The following is a 16,738-nucleotide window of genomic DNA, read 5'->3' on the forward strand; positions in this document are numbered from 1 at the left end:
GAGCATTATGTACAGCAATTCCCTTGTCGAACTCGACCGCGCCCATCTCGTCCACCCCGTCGCCTCCTACCGCAACCATGAAAAGCTCGGTGTGCGTGTGCTCGCTTCGGCAAAAGGGGCGACGGTGACCGATGCTTCGGGCAAGCAGTTGGTCGACGGCTTTGCCGGCCTGTGGTGCGTCAATGCCGGTTACGGTCATGAATCGATCGTCGAGGCGGCGGCGCGGCAGATGCGCGAACTGCCCTATGCCACCACTTATTTCGGTCTCGGTTCGGAACCGGCGATCCGGCTTGCCGCGGCATTGGCCGAACGGGCGCCGGGCGATCTCAATCATGTTTACTTCACCTTGGGCGGATCCGATGCCGTCGACAGCACGATCCGGTTCATCCGCTATTACTGGATCGCCCGCGGCCAGCCGCAGCGCGACCAGTTCATCTCCATTGAGCAAGGCTATCACGGTTCATCGACTGTCGGGGCAGGACTGACGGCGCTTCCTCTGTTCCACGCCGGCTTCGGCATTCCCTTCGACTGGCAGCATAAAATCCCCTCGCACTACGCCTACCGCAACCCGGTAGGTGAGGATTCGCAGGCGATCATCAACGCCTCGCTCGCGGCACTGCGCCGCAAGGTCGAAGAAATCGGCCCCGAACGGGTCGCCGCCTTTTATGCCGAACCCATTCAGGGTTCGGGCGGTGTACTGGTGCCGCCGAAGGGCTGGATGAAGGCGATGCGGGCGCTCTGCGGCGAGCTCGGAATCCTCTTTGTCGCCGACGAAGTAATTACCGCTTTCGGCCGCACCGGCCCGCTCTTTGCATGCGAGGACGACGGAATCGTTCCTGATTTCATCACCACCGCAAAGGGTCTGACCTCGGGCTATGTGCCGATGGGCGCGGTTTTCATGGCCGATCATGTCTACCAGGCCATCGCGGATGGCGCCGGAGGCGCAGCCGTCGGCCACGGTTATACCTATTCGGCCCATCCCGTCAGCGCAGCCGTCGGTCTCGAAGTGCTGAACCTTTACGAAACCGGCCTCCTGGAGAACGGCCGGAAAGCCGGGGCACGGCTGATGCAGGGGCTTGAAAGCCTCAAGGACCATCCGCTTGTCGGCGACGTGCGCGGCCGTGGCATGCTGGCCGCCATCGAACTGGTGGTCGACAAGGAAAAAAAGACGCCGTTGCCGTCGACCGCTGATCCGGCGCGCCGCGTCTTCGACCGCGCCTGGGAAAACGGCCTGGTCATCCGTGCCTTCGCCAATGGCGTGCTCGGTTATGCGCCGCCGCTCTGCTGCACCGACGCCGATATCGACGCCATCATCGAGCGCACGCACAAAACGCTTGATGACACCCTGACCGACCCCGATATCCGCGCGACCCTGAAGGGCTGACCGCGGCCCGCTGCGGTTTCATAGCAACGTTATAACAAGGGCGATGCCACGCGCATTCCCACCTTGTTGCCGCCGCGGCCGGGCCGACGATCGAACTAAAGCGGAAACAGGCTCGTCAACGGCATGTGCGATTTGACGATGGGCGATTTCAGGACGACGAAGCTGAAATACTTGTCGATGCCGATCTCCATATCGGAGAGTCGCTCCATGATCGTCTGGTATTCGCCGATCCCGGCCGTCACGAATTTCAAGAGATAGTCATAGCCGCCGGAGACCAGATGGCATTCGATCACCTGGTCGATCTTCTCGACCGTTGTCAAAAACCGGGCGAAATCGATCTGCCGGTGGTTTTTCAGGGTGATCTCCGTGAACACCGTCAGCGTCTGGCCGAGTTTGGCGACGTTGATCTGCGCGGAATAACCCTCGATATAACCTTCAGACTGCAGCTTCTTCACCCGCATCAGACAGGGGCTCGGCGACAGGTTGACGAGCTCGGCGAGCTCGACATTGGTGACGCGGCCATTCTTCTGCAACTCATGCAGAATTTTTATATCGATCCGGTCGAGTTTCATCGCTTCACTCCGCCTGTCGAACCTGCCAGCGCCGCAGCATATTATGCCGCTACACCGCCAACACTACCACATCGAAAGCGCGAGTCGATCGCGTTTCTTGGGCTCCTGGCGGGACGAATAGTATACGTCCTGGCCTGCGACAGCATTTTATGCTGCCCGCCGGCGAGGCGATGGTGCGTGACATCACGCAGCCCTGTTCTAAACATTGGAGGAATGGATCGAGTCGCAAACCGCATCGGTAACCTCTTTGGTCGTGGCAGTACCGCCGACGTCGGGGGTGAGGATACCCGCGCCTGTCACCGCTTCGAAGGCGCGCATGAGACGGGCCGAAGCCTCCTGCTCGCCGAGATGGTCGAGCATCTGCGCGGCGGTCCAGAAGGTTGCGATGGGGTTGGCGATGCCCTTGCCGGCAATGTCGAAGGCCGAACCATGGATCGGTTCGAACATCGAGGGAAACCGGCGCTGCGGGTCGATATTCGCGGTGGGCGCGACTCCGATGCTGCCGGCGAGCGCGCCGGCAAGGTCGGAGAGGATGTCGGCATGCAGGTTGGTCGCGACGATCGTGTCGAGGCTCTGCGGTTTCAGCGTCATCCGCACCGTCATGGCGTCGACCAGCATCTTGTCACAGGTGACATCAGGGAATTCTGCGGCCACCTCGGCGGCGATCTCGTCCCACATGACCATGCCGTGCCGTTGGGCATTCGATTTCGTCACGACCGTCAGCAATTTGCGCGGCCGCGCCTGCGCCAGCTTAAAGGCGTAACGCATGATGCGGGTGACGCCGACGCGGGTGAAGATGGCAACCTCTGTTCCGACTTCCTCTGGCATGCCGCGATGGGCGCGGCCGCCATGGCCGGAATATTCTCCTTCGGAATTCTCACGGACGATCACCCAATCGAGATCGCCGACGCCGCAGTTGCACAGCGGAGGAGTAATGCCCGGAAGGATCTTGGTCGGCCGCACATTGGCATATTGATCAAAGCCCTGGCAGATCGGCAGTCTGAGCCCCCAGAGGGTGATATGATCGGGAACATCCGGCGCGCCGACGGCGCCGAAATAGATCGCGTCGAATTTCTTCAGCCGTTCAAGCCCGTCGGAAGGCATCATTACGCCATGTCTTTTGTAGTAGTCGGAGCCCCAGTCGAAGTGTTCGATGGCAAATCTCACATCGCCGAGACGTTTTTCCAGACTTGCGAGCACCGTTCGCCCGGCGGCAATGACTTCGGGCCCGATCCCGTCCGCAGGAATAGCGGCGATAGAATATTCACGCATTGATTTGCTCCGGCAACCTCTTCCGCGCCAGTCCACCCGACGCGGCCTACGCGTTCTACCTTAAGCCTAGTGCCGAGCTCTCGGTTTACTCAACGATGAAAGAATTATATAAATTATGGATATAATAGGAGGCTGCCTGTGGAGCTGGAGCAGTTGAGGTGCTTCGTTGCCGTCGCCGAGGAGCTTCATTTTGGAAGGGCGGCGCAAAGGATCGGGTTGCTTCCGGGATCGCTCGGGCGCCATGTGCGCCTGCTGGAAGAGTCGGTCGGAAGTCAGTTGCTGAGCCGCACGACCCGGAGCGTCTCGTTGACCGAGGATGGAGTAGCGCTGCTGGAGGAGGTCAGGCCGCTTCTCGCCCGGCTCGATGAACTTGGTCAAAAATTTCGTGCCAGGCATCACCGGCGCAGCCGCATCCTTCGGATTGGCGCGATCGATAGCGCCGCCGCCGGCCTCCTTCCGACACTGATCCACGACTTTCGAGCCATCGCCCCCGATGTCAAAATCCAGCTGATGGAGGGCAAATCCATTCGGCTCGTGCCCAAACTGCTGGCCGGCGGGTTGGATCTGGCTTTTATCAGGCCGCGTCCGGGAATGAGCCGTCATCTTGCGGTCGAGGATCTGTTTTCCGAGACGACCGTCGTCGCAGTCCCGGCCTCTCATGAACTCGCTGACCATAAGAACGTCTCTGTCCTCGATCTGGCGAATGCGCCGCTGATCGTACCGGACAGGCGATCCCGGCCCCACAGCTACGATTTGACGATGAACCTGTTTGCCGCAGCCGGCCTGCACCCTGATATCGCCCAGGTCGCGGATGAAAAGCAAACCATCGTCAGCATGGTCGCCGCCGGCCTCGGCCTCGCCATCGTCCCGCGGTGGACATCCTCTCTCGCCTCTGCCGGCGTTCGCTTTCTGCCGGTGCAGGAGGGAGCAGGGCAGACGACGCCGAAACTGCCGCTAGCTGTCGCCTGGATGAAAGCAGTCCGTGATCCCGAACGAGACGCGCTGCTTGATCTCCTGAGGCGGAATCTCGAAATATATTCGGCAGCGGCCTGAGACGCCGGCTCTCGATCGCCCCGGCTTGAATGCCGCTGAAGGCGCTCGGAGGTCTTGCGTCCCGCATTGCAGCGAAAGGCGGTATCAGGGACAAACTGTGTCAAAGATGCCGAAGAAAGCATGCTCCGATCTCAAATGAGCGGGATTCGTTAGTTCCATAATTCAACTTATGCAAGATTTATAATTGAATATATCAGGTTTCCCTCCTGACGAACTGCCGATTTATCGTTATAATTTTGATTTAATATCCCAATTTTTCCGTTTCAAGGCACAATACTCGGTGCGATCACTTCTTCCCCGGGAATGGTAGATGTTGCTATTTTACCAACTTATGGCTGTTGTATCGAGAAATGCTGCACGTGAAGGTGATGTCCCCTGAGGAGCCGCGACGGCTTCCAGGATCGTCAGAATCCTGATCGGGCTTCGCCTCAGATATGCAGAGCGCTTCCCAACGCTTTCAGCGCCGCCTCCATGACCGCTTCGCTGCGGGTCGGATGCGCGTGGATCGTGCCGGCGATGTCTTCCAGGCGCGCGCCCATCTCGATCGCCAGCGCAAAAGCCGCCGAAAGCTCGGAGACGCCTGCCCCCACCGCCTGGATGCCGAGAACGAGGTTCGTGTCGGCGCGGGCGACGACGCGCACGAAGCCCTCTTCCGATACCATGGTCATCGCCCGGCCGTTGGCGCTGAACGGAAACTGGCCGGTGCGGATTTCATAGCCTTGCGCTTGCGCTTCGGCCGGCGAGAGACCGGCGCTGACGATCTCGGGATCGGTAAAGCAGATGGCGGGGATGCAGCGCTTGTCCCAGGCACGCTTCTTGCCGGCGATGATCTCCGCCACCATCTCGCCTTGCGCCATAGCCCGATGGGCTAGCATCGGTTCGCCGGTCACGTCGCCGATCGCATAGATGCCGCGCATCGAGGTGCGGCAGCGATCATCGATCCTGAGATAGGGACCGGCGCGATCGAGATCGAGCTCCTCGAGACCGGATCCCGCCGTCCGCGGGCGGCGACCGACGGTCACGAGAATGCGGTCGGCCGACAGGCTTTCTCGCCGGCCATCGGAGGTTTCGACAAGCAACGCCTCACCGTTGTCGGCAAGGCCCATCGCCTTCGCGCCTATCAGCACCCGGATGTCGCTTTCGGTAAGCTTGCGCATGACAGGCCGCACGAGTTCGGCATCGTAGAGCGGCAGCACCTGCGGCGTCGCCTCGACGACCGTCACTTCCGATCTCATCTTGGCGAAGGCCATTCCGAGCTCCAGGCCGATATAACCGCCGCCGACCACGACCAGCTTTTTCGGCAGCTCCGTTAGCGACAGCGCCTCCGTCGAGGAAATGACGCGGCCGCCGAATGGCAGGTTGGAAAGCTCCACCGGGTCGGAGCCGGTGGCGATCACCACGGTCTCGGCGCGGATGATCTGCTGGCCGGTTTCCGTCTCGACCTCCACCGTCTTGCCGTCACGGAAGTGGGCCCGGCCGTGGACGATCTTGACCCGCGCCTTCTGCAAGAGGCCCGAAACCCCGTTCGTCAGCCGGCCGACAATACCGTCCTTCCAAGCGACCGTCCTGCCAAGATCGATCGAGGCGCCTTCGACACGGATGCCCATCGGGTTCTTGCCGGCAAGCATCCTTTGCGTGGCGGCGAATTCCTCGGCGGCATGGATCAGCGCCTTGGAGGGAATGCAGCCGACCGTCAGGCAGGTGCCTCCCGGCTTTCCGGCTTCGACGATCACCGTATCGACCCCGAGCTGCCCGGCGCGGATGGCGCAGACATAACCGCCTGGACCGGCGCCGATAACGAGGAGCTTGCAGACAATCTCTTTCATGGATCAGCCTTCGATGAAAATGAGCGCCGGGGTTTCGAGGAGCGTACGGACGCGCTGCACGAAGGTCGCCGCATCCCAGCCGTCGATAATGCGATGGTCGAAGCTCGAGGAGAGGTTCATCATCTTGCGCGGCACGAATTGCGTTCCGTCCCAGACCGGACGCGTGGCGATCTTGTTGACGCCGATGATCGCCACTTCGGGATGATTGATAACAGGCGTCGAGACGATGCCGCCGAGCGCGCCCAGAGAGCTGATGGTGATGGTCGAGCCGGAAAGTTCGTCGCGCGTCGCGGTCCCCGTCCGCGCCGCCCCCGCCAGCCGGTTCATTTCGGCGGCGCAATCCCAGATGCCGCGCGCTTCTGCGTGCCGCACCACCGGCACGGTCAGACCCGCGGGCGTCTGGGTGGCGATGCCGATATGCACGGCGCCATGGCGCGTGATGATGCCGGCATCGTCGTCGAAGGTGGCGTTGACCTCGGGCTGCTCGGAAATCGCCTTGACCAGCGCCCGCATCAGGAAGGGCAGGACCGTCAATTTCGGGTGCGCTTCGCGGCGTTCGCTGTTCATGGTGGCGCGCAATTCTTCGAGCGCGGTCATGTCGACTTCCTCCACATAGGTGATGTGGGGAATGCGCGAGGTGGACAGCACCATCTTCTCGGCGATGCGGCGGCGCAGGCCGGTCAGCTTGATCTCCTCGGTCGCCGTCTTTCTGGCGAGACCATTCTTTACCGTTGCGGGCGCTGCTCCCTGAGACAGAAACTGCTCGACATCCTCGCGCAGGATGCGACCGGCAGGCCCCGTGCCCTGCACTTGCCGGAGATCGACCCCGCCTTCCCTGGCGAAGAGCCGGACGGAGGGCGCGGCAAGCGGCTTTTCCGCCGCCGCCGGCACTGGCGCTGCCGCAGGGGCAGGCGCCGCAGGGGCAGGCTTCGCAATCTCGACTTTCGTCGTTTCTGCAACACGCGCCTGCGGCTGAGCCTCGTCGGCCTCGCCGGCTGTCTCGATCCGCACCAGCGGCGCCTTGACCGCGATACGGTCTCCGATCTCACCAGCGAGCCAGATGACGGTGCCGCTGACGGGTGAGGGAATTTCGACTGTGGCCTTGTCGGTCATGACGGCGGCGATCACCATGTCTTCGCGGACCGGATCTCCTGCCTTCACGTGCCACTCCACAAGTTCGGCCTCGGCGACCCCTTCCCCGACATCCGGCATCTTGATGATGAATTCGCCCATGGCTCAGGCCTCCATGACTTCGGCAAGCGCCCGCCCAACCCGGCCGGGACCGGGGAAATAATCCCACTCCTGCGCATGCGGATAGGGCGTGTCCCAGCCGGCGACGCGCACAACAGGCGCTTCGAGATGATAGAAGCAATGCTCCTGCACCAGCGCCACGACTTCGGCGCCGAAGCCCGACGTCAGGGTCGCCTCATGCACGACGACGCAGCGCCCGGTCTTGGTAACCGATTTGACGATCGTATCGAGATCGAGCGGCAGCAGGCTTCTAAGATCGATCACCTCGGCGTCGATGCCGGCATCTTCGGCGGCGGCAAGTGCCACATGCACCATCGTGCCGTAGGCGACTACAGTCACCGCCGATCCCACGCGCCGTACTTCGGCTTTGCCGATCGGGATGGTGTAGTGGCCGTCGGGCACCTCCCCGAGCTCATGCTTCGACCAAGGCGTCACCGGCCGCTCGTGATGGCCGTCGAAGGGGCCGTTATAGAGCCGCTTCGGCTCCAGGAACATGACGGGATCCGGATCCTCAATCGCGGCGATCAGCAGGCCTTTAGCGTCATAGGGGTTCGACGGCACGATCACTTTCAGCCCGCAGACATGGGTGAAGAGCGCTTCCGGGCTCTGGCTGTGCGTCTGGCCGCCGAAGATGCCACCGCCTGTCGGCATACGCACGACGATCGGGCAGGTGAAATCGCCGTTGGAGCGGTAGCGGATGCGCGCGGCTTCCTGCGTCAGCTGGTCATAGGCGGGATACATGTAATCGGCGAACTGGATTTCGACACAGGGCTTCAGCCCATAGGCCGCCATGCCGATCGCCGTGCCGACGATGCCGGATTCGCTGATCGGCGTGTCGAAGCAGCGCGTCCGGCCGTATTTTGCCTGCAGCCCTTGCGTGGAACGGAAAACGCCGCCGAAATAGCCGACATCCTCGCCGAAAACCACGACATTGTCGTCCTTCGCCATCGAGACGTCCATGGCGCTGCGCACCGCCTCGATCATCGTCATCCTGGTCATGTCAGTACCCCGCCTTCTGCCGCTGACGGCGGATATGCGGCGGCATCTCGGCATAGACGCCCTCGAAAATATCGCGCACCGAAGGCCTGCCGCCGGCATGCAGCGTACCATGAGCCTCCGCTTGGCGCTGCGCCTCGATCACCTCGTCCATGATTTCGGCTTCGGCCTGCACATGTCGCTCTTCCGACCATGCGCCCGTGACGATCAGATGTTTCTTCAGTCGCAGCACCGGATCGCCGAGCGGCCAGGCCTCCGATTCCGTCTTCGGCCGATAGGCGCTCGGATCGTCGGAGGTCGAATGCGCGCCGACACGGTAGGTCACATATTCGATCAGCGTCGGGCCGAGATTGCGCCGCGCGCGATCCGCCGCCCAGCGGGCGACGGCATGGACGGCGAGATAGTCGTTTCCGTCGACACGCAGCGCCGGAATGCCGAAGCCAAGGCCGCGGGCAGCGAATGTGCCGGAGCCGCCGCGGGCGATGCCCTGGAAGGTGGAGATCGCCCATTGATTGTTGACGATGTTGAGGATGACGGGCGCCTTGTAGGTCGAGGCGAAGACGAGCGCCGAGTGGAAATCCGATTCCGCCGTCGATCCGTCACCGATCCAGGCGGCGGCAATGCGGCTGTCGTTCTTGATCGCCGAGGCCATCGCCCAGCCGACAGCCTGGACATATTGGGTGGCGAGATTGCCCGAGATGGTGAAGAAGCCGTGCTGCTTGGAAGAATACATGATCGGCAGCTGCCGGCCGCGCAGCGGATCACTCTCGTTCGAGTAGATCTGGTTCATCATCTCGACCATCGGATAATCATCGGCGATCAGCAGACCCGCCTGGCGATAGGTCGGGAAGTTCATATCTCCCTTGTTGAGCGCTTTGCGGAAGGCGCAGCTGACGGCCTCTTCACCGAGATGCTGCATATAGAAAGATGTCTTGCCCTGGCGCTGCGCCATCAGCATGCGGGCGTCGAAGGCGCGCAGCTTCATCATGTTGCGTAGCCCGGTCAGCAATTCCTCGTCGGAGAGCGAACCCGCCCAGGGACCGACCGCCTCGCCGTCGCGGTTCAGCACGCGGATGATCGAATAGGCGAGGTCGCGGATTTCCTCCGAGGCGACATCCACCTCCGGCCGCGGCACGGAGCCGGCCTTGGCGATCTTGACGTTGGAAAAATCGGGCTGGCCGCCCGGACGGACGGCGGGTTCGGGGACGTGCAGGCTCAAACGAGCGGAATCCACCATATCTTTTCTTTCCTCCCTTTGCCGGCCGTGCGTCCCTCCCCGGAAACAGGCCGGTATGGTTCTTATAGATTGCGGGCGATTACCATGCGCTGCACGTCGCTCGTTCCCTCATAGATCTGGCAGATGCGCACATCACGGTAGATGCGCTCGACCGGATAATCGGCCATGTAGCCGTAGCCTCCATGGATCTGGATTGCGTCGGAGCAGACGCGCTCGGCCATCTCCGAGGCAAAGAGTTTCGCCATCGAGGCTTCCGACAGGCAGGGCATTTCGGCCTCCCTCAACGCGGCCGCGTGAAAGACCAGCTGGCGCGCCGCCTCGATCCGCACCGCCATATCGGCAAGGCGGAAGGCGACGGCCTGGTGCTCGAAAATCGGCTTGCCGAAGGCCGTGCGTTCCCTAGCGTAATCGCGCGCCGCCTCGAAGGCCGCCCGCGCCATGCCGACCGCCTGCGCTGCAATGCCGATCCGCCCGCCCTCGAGATTGGCGAGCGCGATGCGATAGCCCTCGCCTTCCGCCCCGAGCCTCAATTCTGCAGGAATGCGCATGGCGTTGAAGGCGATCTGACAGGTATCGGTGGAATGTAGACCGAGCTTTTCCTCGACGCGGATCACCTCGTAGCCCGGCGTCTCCGTCGGCACGACGAAGGCGGTGATGCCCTTCTTGCCGGCATCGGGATCGGTGACGGCAAAGACGATGATGACATTGCCGTTTTTTCCCGAGGTAATGAACTGCTTGGCACCGTCGAGCACATAATGATCGCCGTCACGCCGCGCCCGGGTCTTCAGGTTGGAGGCGTCGGAACCGGCCTGCGGCTCGGTCAGCGCAAAACCGCCGATCCATTCGCCGCTTGCCAGTTTCGGCAGGAAGCGCTGCCGCTGCTCCTCGGTGCCGAATTTCAGGATCGGCACGCAGCCGACGGAGCTGTGCACGCTCATGATCGTCGAACAAGGTCCATCGCCGGCGGCAATCTCCTCGAGTGCCGCGGCATAGGCAACGACGCCCGTATCCGAGCCGCCATAGGCCTCCGGCACCAGCATGCCGAGCAGGCCGAGTTCGCCCATCTCCTTCAGTTCCTCGCGCGGGAACAGATGCTCCCGGTCGCGTTTAGCGGCTCCCGGCGCCAGCCGGTCGCGGGCAAAATCACGGGCGAGATCTGTGATCTGCTGTTGGAGGTCGGAAAGGATCATCTGCTCGCCCCCCGCTAGTGCCGCTCGATGGCGACAGCCGTCGCCTCGCCGCCGCCGATGCAGAGCGCGGCCATGCCGCGCTTTAGTCCGTATCGCTGCAGCGCCGAAAGCAGTGTCACCAAAATCCGAGCCCCCGATGCGCCGATCGGATGGCCGAGCGCGCAGGCGCCGCCATGCACGTTGACCTTTTCATGCGGCAGGTCGAGATCGCGCATCGCCGCCATGGCGACGACGGCGAAAGCCTCGTTGATTTCGAAGAGATCGACGTCGGAAAGCGCCAGGCCGGTCCGGTCGGAGAGCTTCTGCAGCGCGCCGATCGGCGCGGTGGCGAAAAGATTGGGTGCCTGCGAATGCGTGGCGTGGCCGAGGATCGTGGCGAGCGGCGTCAGGCCGCGCCGCGCCGCCTCGGAGCGGCGCATAAGTACCAGGGCTGCCGCGCCATCGGAGATCGAGCTGGAATTCGCCGCGGTCACCGTGCCGCCGTCGCGGAAAGCCGGTTTCAGCGACGGGATCTTGTCGAGCCTGGCCTTTCCCGGCTGTTCGTCGCGGTTCGCCACCTGCTCTGATTTGCCCGATTTCACCGTGACCGGCACGATCTCGCTTTCGAAACACCCGTCCGCGATCGCCTTCTGCGCCCGCGTCAGAGAGGCGATGGCGTAGCTGTCCTGCGCCTCGCGCGTGAACTGATAGGCCTCGGCGCAATCCTCCGCGAAGCTGCCCATCAAGCGCCCCTTGTCATAAGCATCCTCCAGCCCGTCGAGGAACATGTGATCCACGACACGCCCATGGCCGAGCCTGTAGCCGCCACGGGCCTTGTCAAGAAGATAGGGCGCATTCGTCATGCTTTCCATGCCGCCTGCAATCGCCACTGAGGCGCTGCCGGCGGCAATCAGGTCATGCGCCATCATCACCGCCTTCATGCCTGAGCCGCACATCTTGTTGACGGTGCTCGCCGCAGTCGCGAAGGGCAGACCGGCATGGATCGCCGCCTGGCGCGCCGGCGCCTGCCCCTGCCCCGCCGGCAGCACGCAGCCGAAGACGACCTCCTCAATCGCCTCGGCCGCGATGCGGCTGCGCTGCAGCGCTGCGCGGATCGCCGTCGCTCCGAGCTCCGGCGCTGTCGCCTCTTTCAGCTCTCCCTGAAAGCTGCCGATCGGGGTGCGCGCTGCACCGGTGATGACGATGGGATCCTGCAAAACCATCTTTCCTCCTTGGGGCGAAGCGTTCACCGCGCGCCCATCCGCAATGCGCCATCGAGGCGGATGACCTCGCCGTTCAGCATGTTGTTTTCCAAGATATGGCGTACCAGCCCGGCAAATTCCGCCGGCCGACCGAGCCGCGGTGGAAAGGGCACGCTCTTACCGAGCGCCGCCTGAACCTCGGCCGGCATATCAGCCATCATCGGCGTCTCGAAAATGCCGGGTGCGATCGACACCACGCGAATGCCGTGACGAGCAAGCTCGCGGGCGATCGGCAAGGTCATGGCCGCCACCCCGCCCTTGGAGGCGGCGTAAGCTGCCTGGCCGATCTGGCCGTCGAAGGCGGCAACCGAGGCCGTATTGACGATGACGCCACGTTCGCCTTCCGCATCCGGCTCGGTAGTCTGGATCGCCGCCGCTGCCAGCCGGATCATGTTGAATGTGCCAATGAGATTGATGCTCACCGTGCGGGCAAAACTCTCCAGCCGGTGCGGCCCGTCGCGGCCGATCACCTTTTCGGCCGGAGCGACGCCTGCGCAATTCACCAATCCGCGCAAGCCGCCGAAGGCTTCGATGGCAGCGGCAACCGCCGCCGCCCCTTCCTCGCCATCGGTCACGTCGGCCCTGACGAAACGGGCATCGCTTCCGAATTCCCGGACGATTTCCTGTCCGGCTTCCGCGTTGAGATCGGCGATCGTCACCCGCCCGCCCGCCTCCACAAGCATGCGCACTGTTGCCGCGCCGAGGCCGGAGCCGCCGCCGGTCACGATGAAACTTGCACCTCGGATCAGCATGGACCTGTTCCTCCTGCCGGCCACGCCTCCTCCAGGCTCAGCCGAATGACAGGATTCTATTCCGTCGACCTATTGCAAGCGATGACAGAACTGCTCCATTATTTCGGACAGTTTTGCCATAGAGGGCGCGATGGCCGAAATCGAGCGACGCATGATTGCACCGGCCTTTGTCGAGGAGGCCCTTGACAGCCTTCGGCGGCTGGACAAGCCGACAGAGCCTATTCTTGCGCGTGTGGGACTGCCGCCGCTGGTCGATCAACCGGTGTCGGCCGAGACCTATGGCGCGCTCTGGCTGGCAATCGCCGCCGAGCTCGACGACGAATTCTTCGGCATGGGTGGCCGACCGATGCGCGGCGGCAGCTTCACGCTGCTCTGCCACTCTGTGCTGCATGCGCCAACGCTAGGCCACGCCCTGCGCCGAGCGCTGCGTTTCCTCGATGTCGTGCTCGACGATCCCAGGGGACGGCTCGTCATCCGCGACGGCCTGGCCGAGGTCGAGCTCACGGATGCCGGCGGCCCGCGTTCAGCCTTCGCCTATCGCACCTATTGGATCATCCTGCACGGCATCACCTGCTGGCTGGTCGGCCGGCGCATTCCGATCCGGCTCGTCGATTTCCGCTGCGCGGAGCCCAAACAAGGCGCCGACTATCGGCTCTTCTTCGGCGCGCCAGTGCGTTTCTCGCAAACCATCAGCCGGCTCGGCTTCGACAGCGCCTTGCTCGACCTGCCGGTGGCGCGCAGCGAACAGGCGCTCAAACAGTTCCTGCGCGGCGCGCCCGCCAATATTCTGGTGCGCTATCGCTATGATGCCGGTATCGCCGCCGCCGTCCGCCGCCGCCTGAATCTGGCCACGCCGGCTGCCTGGTCGCGCTTTACCGAGCTTGCCGCCGATATGCGAATGCCGCCCTCCACGCTACGCCACCGTCTGCACGACGAGGGACAAAGCTATGCCGCCATCAAGGACGACATCCGCCGGGATCTCGCCGTCGAACTGCTGCTGAACACTTCGATGTCCATCGGTGAGATTGCCGTGCAGCTCGGCTATTCCGAGCCGAGCGCCTTCTTCCGAGCCTTTCGGAAATGGATGGGCAAGAGCCCCGAGGTCTTTCGCCGGGAGGAAGCTCTCTCGCAATTGGATGGGCCATTGCAATCAAGGACACTTTGAACCTTCCGCAACCCGCGCTACATATTTCAGCGGGAGGAGTGCCATGTTTGATTTTTCGCTCGGCGACACCGCGGACGCGATCCGTGAAACGACGGCGCGGTTTGCGGCCGATCATATCGCTCCGCTGGCCGCGGAGATCGACGAAAGCAACACGTTTCCGCGCCAGCTCTGGCCCCAGATGGGGGCGGTCGGCCTGCATGGAATCACGGTCGAGGAAGAATTCGGCGGCGCCGGTCTCGGCTACCTCGAACACGTTGTCGGCATGGAGGAAGTCTCCCGCGCCTCGGCCTCGGTGGGCTTGAGTTACGGCGCCCATTCCAATCTCTGCGTCAACCAGATCCGCCGCTGGGCCTCGCCGGAACAGAAACACCGCCATCTGCCGAAGCTGATCTCGGGCGAACATGTCGGCTCGCTCGCCATGTCGGAGGCTGGCGCCGGTTCCGATGTCGTCTCGATGCGCCTACGGGCCGAGAAAAAGGGCGACCGCTATATCCTGAACGGCACCAAGTTCTGGATCACCAATGCGCCGCATGCCGACGTGCTCGTCGTGTATGCCAAGACCGATCCGGCGGCTGGTCCGAAAGGCATTTCCGCCCTCATCATCGAAAAAGGCCTGCCTGGTTTCAGCGTCTCGAAAAAACTTTCCAAGCTCGGCATGCGCGGCAGCGACACGGCCGAACTGGTGTTCCAGGATTGCGAGGTGCCGGCCGAGGCGCTGATGGGCCGGGAGGGAGAAGGCGTGAAGATCCTGATGTCCGGCCTCGACTACGAGCGCGCCGTGCTTGCCGGCGGTCCACTCGGCATCATGCAGGCCTGCCTCGATGTCGTGCTGCCCTATGTGCGCGATCGCAAGCAGTTCGGCAAACCGATCGGCGATTTCCAGCTGATGCAGGCCAAGATCGCCGACATGTATGTCGCGCTGAATTCGGCCCGCGCCTATGTCTATTCCGTCGCCCGGGCCTGCGACGCCGGCCGGGCGACACGCACCGACGCCGCCGCCGCGATCCTCTTTGCCAGCGAGAATGCGGTGAAGGTTTCGCTGGAGGCGATCCAGGCGCTCGGCGGCGCCGGTTATACCAGGGAATGGCCGGTCGAACGCTTCCTGCGCGATGCCAAGCTCTACGATATCGGCGCCGGCACCAACGAGATCCGCCGCTACCTGATCGGCCGGGAGCTCATTGCGTCATGACGGTGATTTCGACTGCGATCGATCCCGACAGCGACAGCTTCAAGGCCAATGCCGTCAAGAACAGAACCCTGATCGACGAGCTCCACGCCCGTTCGGCGAAAGCGCGTGAGGGCGGATCGCAATCGGCACGCGAGCGCCACACAAGCAAGGGCAAACTCCTGCCGCGCGACCGCATCCAGTTGCTCATCGATGCCGGCAGCCCCTTCCTGGAGATCGGCACGCTGGCTGCCAACGGCATGTATGGCGACGAGGCGCCGGGCGCCGGCATCATATCAGGCATCGGCCGCGTTTCGGGCCGTGAGGTGATGATCGTCGCCAATGACGCGACCGTGAAGGGCGGCGCCTATTACCCCCTGACGGTGAAGAAACATCTGCGGGCGCAGGAGATCGCCCTGCAGAACCGGCTGCCCTGCCTCTATCTTGTCGATAGCGGCGGCGCCAATCTTCCGCATCAGGCGGAGGTCTTTCCCGACCGCGACCATTTCGGCGCGATCTTCTACAATCAGGCGCAAATGTCGGCCGAAGGCATTCCGCAGATCGCCTGCGTGATGGGAAGCTGCACCGCCGGCGGCGCCTATGTGCCGGCCATGTCGGACGAAACGGTCATCGTGCGCAATCAGGGCACGATCTTCCTGGCCGGCCCGCCGTTGGTGAAAGCCGCCACAGGCGAAATCATCTCGGCCGAAGAACTCGGCGGCGCCGAGACCCATGGCCGCCGCTCCGGCGTCGTCGATCATGTCGCGGAGAACGACGAACATGCGCTGCTCCTGGTTCGCGATATCGCAGCCAGCCTCAACAGCGTCAAATCCGTCGATATCGACGTCACGCCGCCGCGCCCGCCGAAACTCGATCCCGAAGATCTCATCGGCCTCATTCCGGATGATGTGCGCTCGCCCTATGACGTGCGCGAGGTGATCGGCCGGATCGTCGACGGCTCGGAACTGCATGAGTTCAAGCCGCTCTACGGCACCACGCTCGTCTGCGGCTTCGCCCGCATCTGGGGCATGCCGGTCGCCGTCATCGCCAATAACGGCGTGCTGTTTTCCGAAAGCGCGCTGAAGGGCGCCCACTTCATCGAGCTCGCCTGCCAGCGCCGCGTGCCGCTGCTCTTTCTGCAGAACATCTCCGGCTTCATGGTCGGCGGCCGCTATGAGGCCGGCGGCATCGCCAAGGATGGGGCGAAGCTGGTGACGGCCGTTGCGACCGCCACCGTGCCGAAAGTCACCGTCATCATCGGCGGCAGCTTCGGGGCCGGCAATTACGGCATGTGCGGCCGCGCCTATCGCCCGCGTTTCCTCTTTACCTGGCCGAACAGCCGCATCAGCGTCATGGGCGGCGAACAGGCGGCCTCGGTGCTCGCCACCATCCGCCGCGACGCGATGGAGGCGCGCGGTGAGGATTGGTCGGCCGCCGAGGAGGAGGCCTTCAAGGCACCGATCCGCGCCGGCTACGAGGCGGAGGGCAATCCCTATTTTGCCACGGCCCGTCTCTGGGACGACGGCATCATCGACCCGCGCCAGACGCGCGATGTGCTGGGTCTCGCCTTTTCGGCCTGCCTGAATGCGCCGATCCCGAAAGGGCCGCGCTTCGGCCTGTTCAGGATGTGAGGC

14 protein-coding genes are annotated in these 16,738 nt (G+C 63.3%); 5 read left to right on the forward strand and 9 right to left on the reverse strand.

Annotated features, from left to right (window positions below):
- The first annotated feature begins 7 nt into the window (after positions 1-7).
- Entirely contained in the window at positions 8-1,384 is a 1,377-nt protein-coding gene (locus tag OS035_RS21165; protein ID WP_310806230.1) for an aspartate aminotransferase family protein, read from the forward strand.
- A gap of 95 nt (positions 1,385-1,479) precedes the next feature.
- Here the strand turns inward: OS035_RS21165 and OS035_RS21170 are convergent, their stop codons facing one another.
- Positions 1,480-1,956, reverse strand: a complete 477-nt coding sequence (locus OS035_RS21170; protein WP_003577877.1) for an Lrp/AsnC family transcriptional regulator — start codon at positions 1,954-1,956, stop codon at positions 1,480-1,482.
- 198 nt (positions 1,957-2,154) lie between these two features.
- Positions 2,155-3,228, reverse strand: coding sequence for a tartrate dehydrogenase (locus OS035_RS21175; protein ID WP_310806231.1), 1,074 nt, complete (start codon positions 3,226-3,228; stop codon positions 2,155-2,157).
- 138 nt (positions 3,229-3,366) lie between these two features.
- On the opposite strand from OS035_RS21175, the gene OS035_RS21180 reads away from it, so the two are divergent.
- Positions 3,367-4,281 (forward strand): LysR family transcriptional regulator, encoded by a 915-nt coding sequence (locus OS035_RS21180; protein ID WP_097626258.1) that lies wholly within the window; start codon positions 3,367-3,369, stop codon positions 4,279-4,281.
- 428 nt (positions 4,282-4,709) lie between these two features.
- On the opposite strand, the gene lpdA is transcribed toward OS035_RS21180, so the two are convergent.
- The 7 genes from lpdA to OS035_RS21215 form a co-directional block, all read right to left on the reverse strand.
- A complete protein-coding gene (lpdA, locus tag OS035_RS21185; protein ID WP_097626259.1) occupies positions 4,710-6,107 on the reverse strand; it encodes a dihydrolipoyl dehydrogenase in 1,398 nt (465 codons plus the stop codon).
- A gap of 3 nt (positions 6,108-6,110) precedes the next feature.
- Positions 6,111-7,340 (reverse strand): dihydrolipoamide acetyltransferase family protein, encoded by a 1,230-nt coding sequence (locus OS035_RS21190; protein WP_331814046.1) that lies wholly within the window; start codon positions 7,338-7,340, stop codon positions 6,111-6,113.
- A gap of 3 nt (positions 7,341-7,343) precedes the next feature.
- On the reverse strand, positions 7,344-8,357 hold the full coding sequence (locus OS035_RS21195) for an alpha-ketoacid dehydrogenase subunit beta (RefSeq protein ID WP_131711263.1): 1,014 nt from the start codon (positions 8,355-8,357) through the stop codon (positions 7,344-7,346).
- A 1-nt stretch (position 8,358) separates the two neighbouring features.
- Positions 8,359-9,591 (reverse strand): 3-methyl-2-oxobutanoate dehydrogenase (2-methylpropanoyl-transferring) subunit alpha, encoded by a 1,233-nt coding sequence (locus OS035_RS21200; RefSeq protein WP_097626262.1) that lies wholly within the window; start codon positions 9,589-9,591, stop codon positions 8,359-8,361.
- Between the two features lie 62 nt (positions 9,592-9,653).
- Positions 9,654-10,781, reverse strand: a complete 1,128-nt coding sequence (locus OS035_RS21205) for an acyl-CoA dehydrogenase family protein (protein ID WP_097626263.1) — start codon at positions 10,779-10,781, stop codon at positions 9,654-9,656.
- A 14-nt stretch (positions 10,782-10,795) separates the two neighbouring features.
- On the reverse strand, positions 10,796-11,983 hold the full coding sequence (locus OS035_RS21210) for an acetyl-CoA C-acyltransferase (RefSeq protein WP_183780225.1): 1,188 nt from the start codon (positions 11,981-11,983) through the stop codon (positions 10,796-10,798).
- 23 nt (positions 11,984-12,006) lie between these two features.
- On the reverse strand, positions 12,007-12,774 hold the full coding sequence (locus OS035_RS21215; RefSeq protein ID WP_018246760.1) for a 3-hydroxyacyl-CoA dehydrogenase: 768 nt from the start codon (positions 12,772-12,774) through the stop codon (positions 12,007-12,009).
- 130 nt (positions 12,775-12,904) lie between these two features.
- Here OS035_RS21215 and OS035_RS21220 point away from each other — a divergent pair, with 130 nt between their 5' ends.
- Genes OS035_RS21220 through OS035_RS21230 form a run of 3 tightly spaced genes read left to right on the forward strand, consistent with a single transcriptional unit; the run spans position 12,905 to position 16,735 of the window.
- A complete protein-coding gene (locus OS035_RS21220; protein ID WP_097626265.1) occupies positions 12,905-13,939 on the forward strand; it encodes an AraC family transcriptional regulator in 1,035 nt (344 codons plus the stop codon).
- A 43-nt stretch (positions 13,940-13,982) separates the two neighbouring features.
- Positions 13,983-15,128, forward strand: coding sequence for an isovaleryl-CoA dehydrogenase (locus OS035_RS21225; protein WP_183780227.1), 1,146 nt, complete (start codon positions 13,983-13,985; stop codon positions 15,126-15,128).
- The gene (locus OS035_RS21230; RefSeq protein ID WP_183780229.1) at positions 15,125-16,735 is read left to right on the forward strand and encodes a carboxyl transferase domain-containing protein; all 1,611 of its coding nucleotides are present in this window, start codon (positions 15,125-15,127) and stop codon (positions 16,733-16,735) included. Before OS035_RS21225 ends, OS035_RS21230 begins: the two co-directional genes overlap by 4 nt.
- Positions 16,736-16,738: the final 3 nt, after the last annotated feature.

The organism is Rhizobium sp. 268, assembly GCF_036571585.1.
Classification (GTDB): Bacteria; Pseudomonadota; Alphaproteobacteria; order Rhizobiales; family Rhizobiaceae; genus Rhizobium; species Rhizobium redzepovicii.

Excerpts from the sequence above, each read along its gene's own strand:
- OS035_RS21165 (WP_310806230.1), top strand. The coding sequence starts at position 8 with ATGTACAGCAATTCCCTTGTCGAACTCGACCGCGCCCATCTCGTCCAC.
- OS035_RS21170 (WP_003577877.1), bottom strand. The coding sequence starts at position 1,956 with ATGAAACTCGACCGGATCGATATAAAAATTCTGCATGAGTTGCAGAAG.
- OS035_RS21175 (WP_310806231.1), bottom strand. The coding sequence starts at position 3,228 with ATGCGTGAATATTCTATCGCCGCTATTCCTGCGGACGGGATCGGGCCC.
- lpdA (WP_097626259.1), bottom strand. The coding sequence starts at position 6,107 with ATGAAAGAGATTGTCTGCAAGCTCCTCGTTATCGGCGCCGGTCCAGGC.
- OS035_RS21190 (WP_331814046.1), bottom strand. The coding sequence starts at position 7,340 with ATGGGCGAATTCATCATCAAGATGCCGGATGTCGGGGAAGGGGTCGCC.
- OS035_RS21195 (WP_131711263.1), bottom strand. The coding sequence starts at position 8,357 with ATGACCAGGATGACGATGATCGAGGCGGTGCGCAGCGCCATGGACGTC.
- OS035_RS21200 (WP_097626262.1), bottom strand. The coding sequence starts at position 9,591 with ATGGTGGATTCCGCTCGTTTGAGCCTGCACGTCCCCGAACCCGCCGTC.
- OS035_RS21205 (WP_097626263.1), bottom strand. The coding sequence starts at position 10,781 with ATGATCCTTTCCGACCTCCAACAGCAGATCACAGATCTCGCCCGTGAT.
- OS035_RS21210 (WP_183780225.1), bottom strand. The coding sequence starts at position 11,983 with ATGGTTTTGCAGGATCCCATCGTCATCACCGGTGCAGCGCGCACCCCG.
- OS035_RS21215 (WP_018246760.1), bottom strand. The coding sequence starts at position 12,774 with ATGCTGATCCGAGGTGCAAGTTTCATCGTGACCGGCGGCGGCTCCGGC.
- OS035_RS21220 (WP_097626265.1), top strand. The coding sequence starts at position 12,905 with ATGGCCGAAATCGAGCGACGCATGATTGCACCGGCCTTTGTCGAGGAG.
- OS035_RS21225 (WP_183780227.1), top strand. The coding sequence starts at position 13,983 with ATGTTTGATTTTTCGCTCGGCGACACCGCGGACGCGATCCGTGAAACG.
- OS035_RS21230 (WP_183780229.1), top strand. The coding sequence starts at position 15,125 with ATGACGGTGATTTCGACTGCGATCGATCCCGACAGCGACAGCTTCAAG.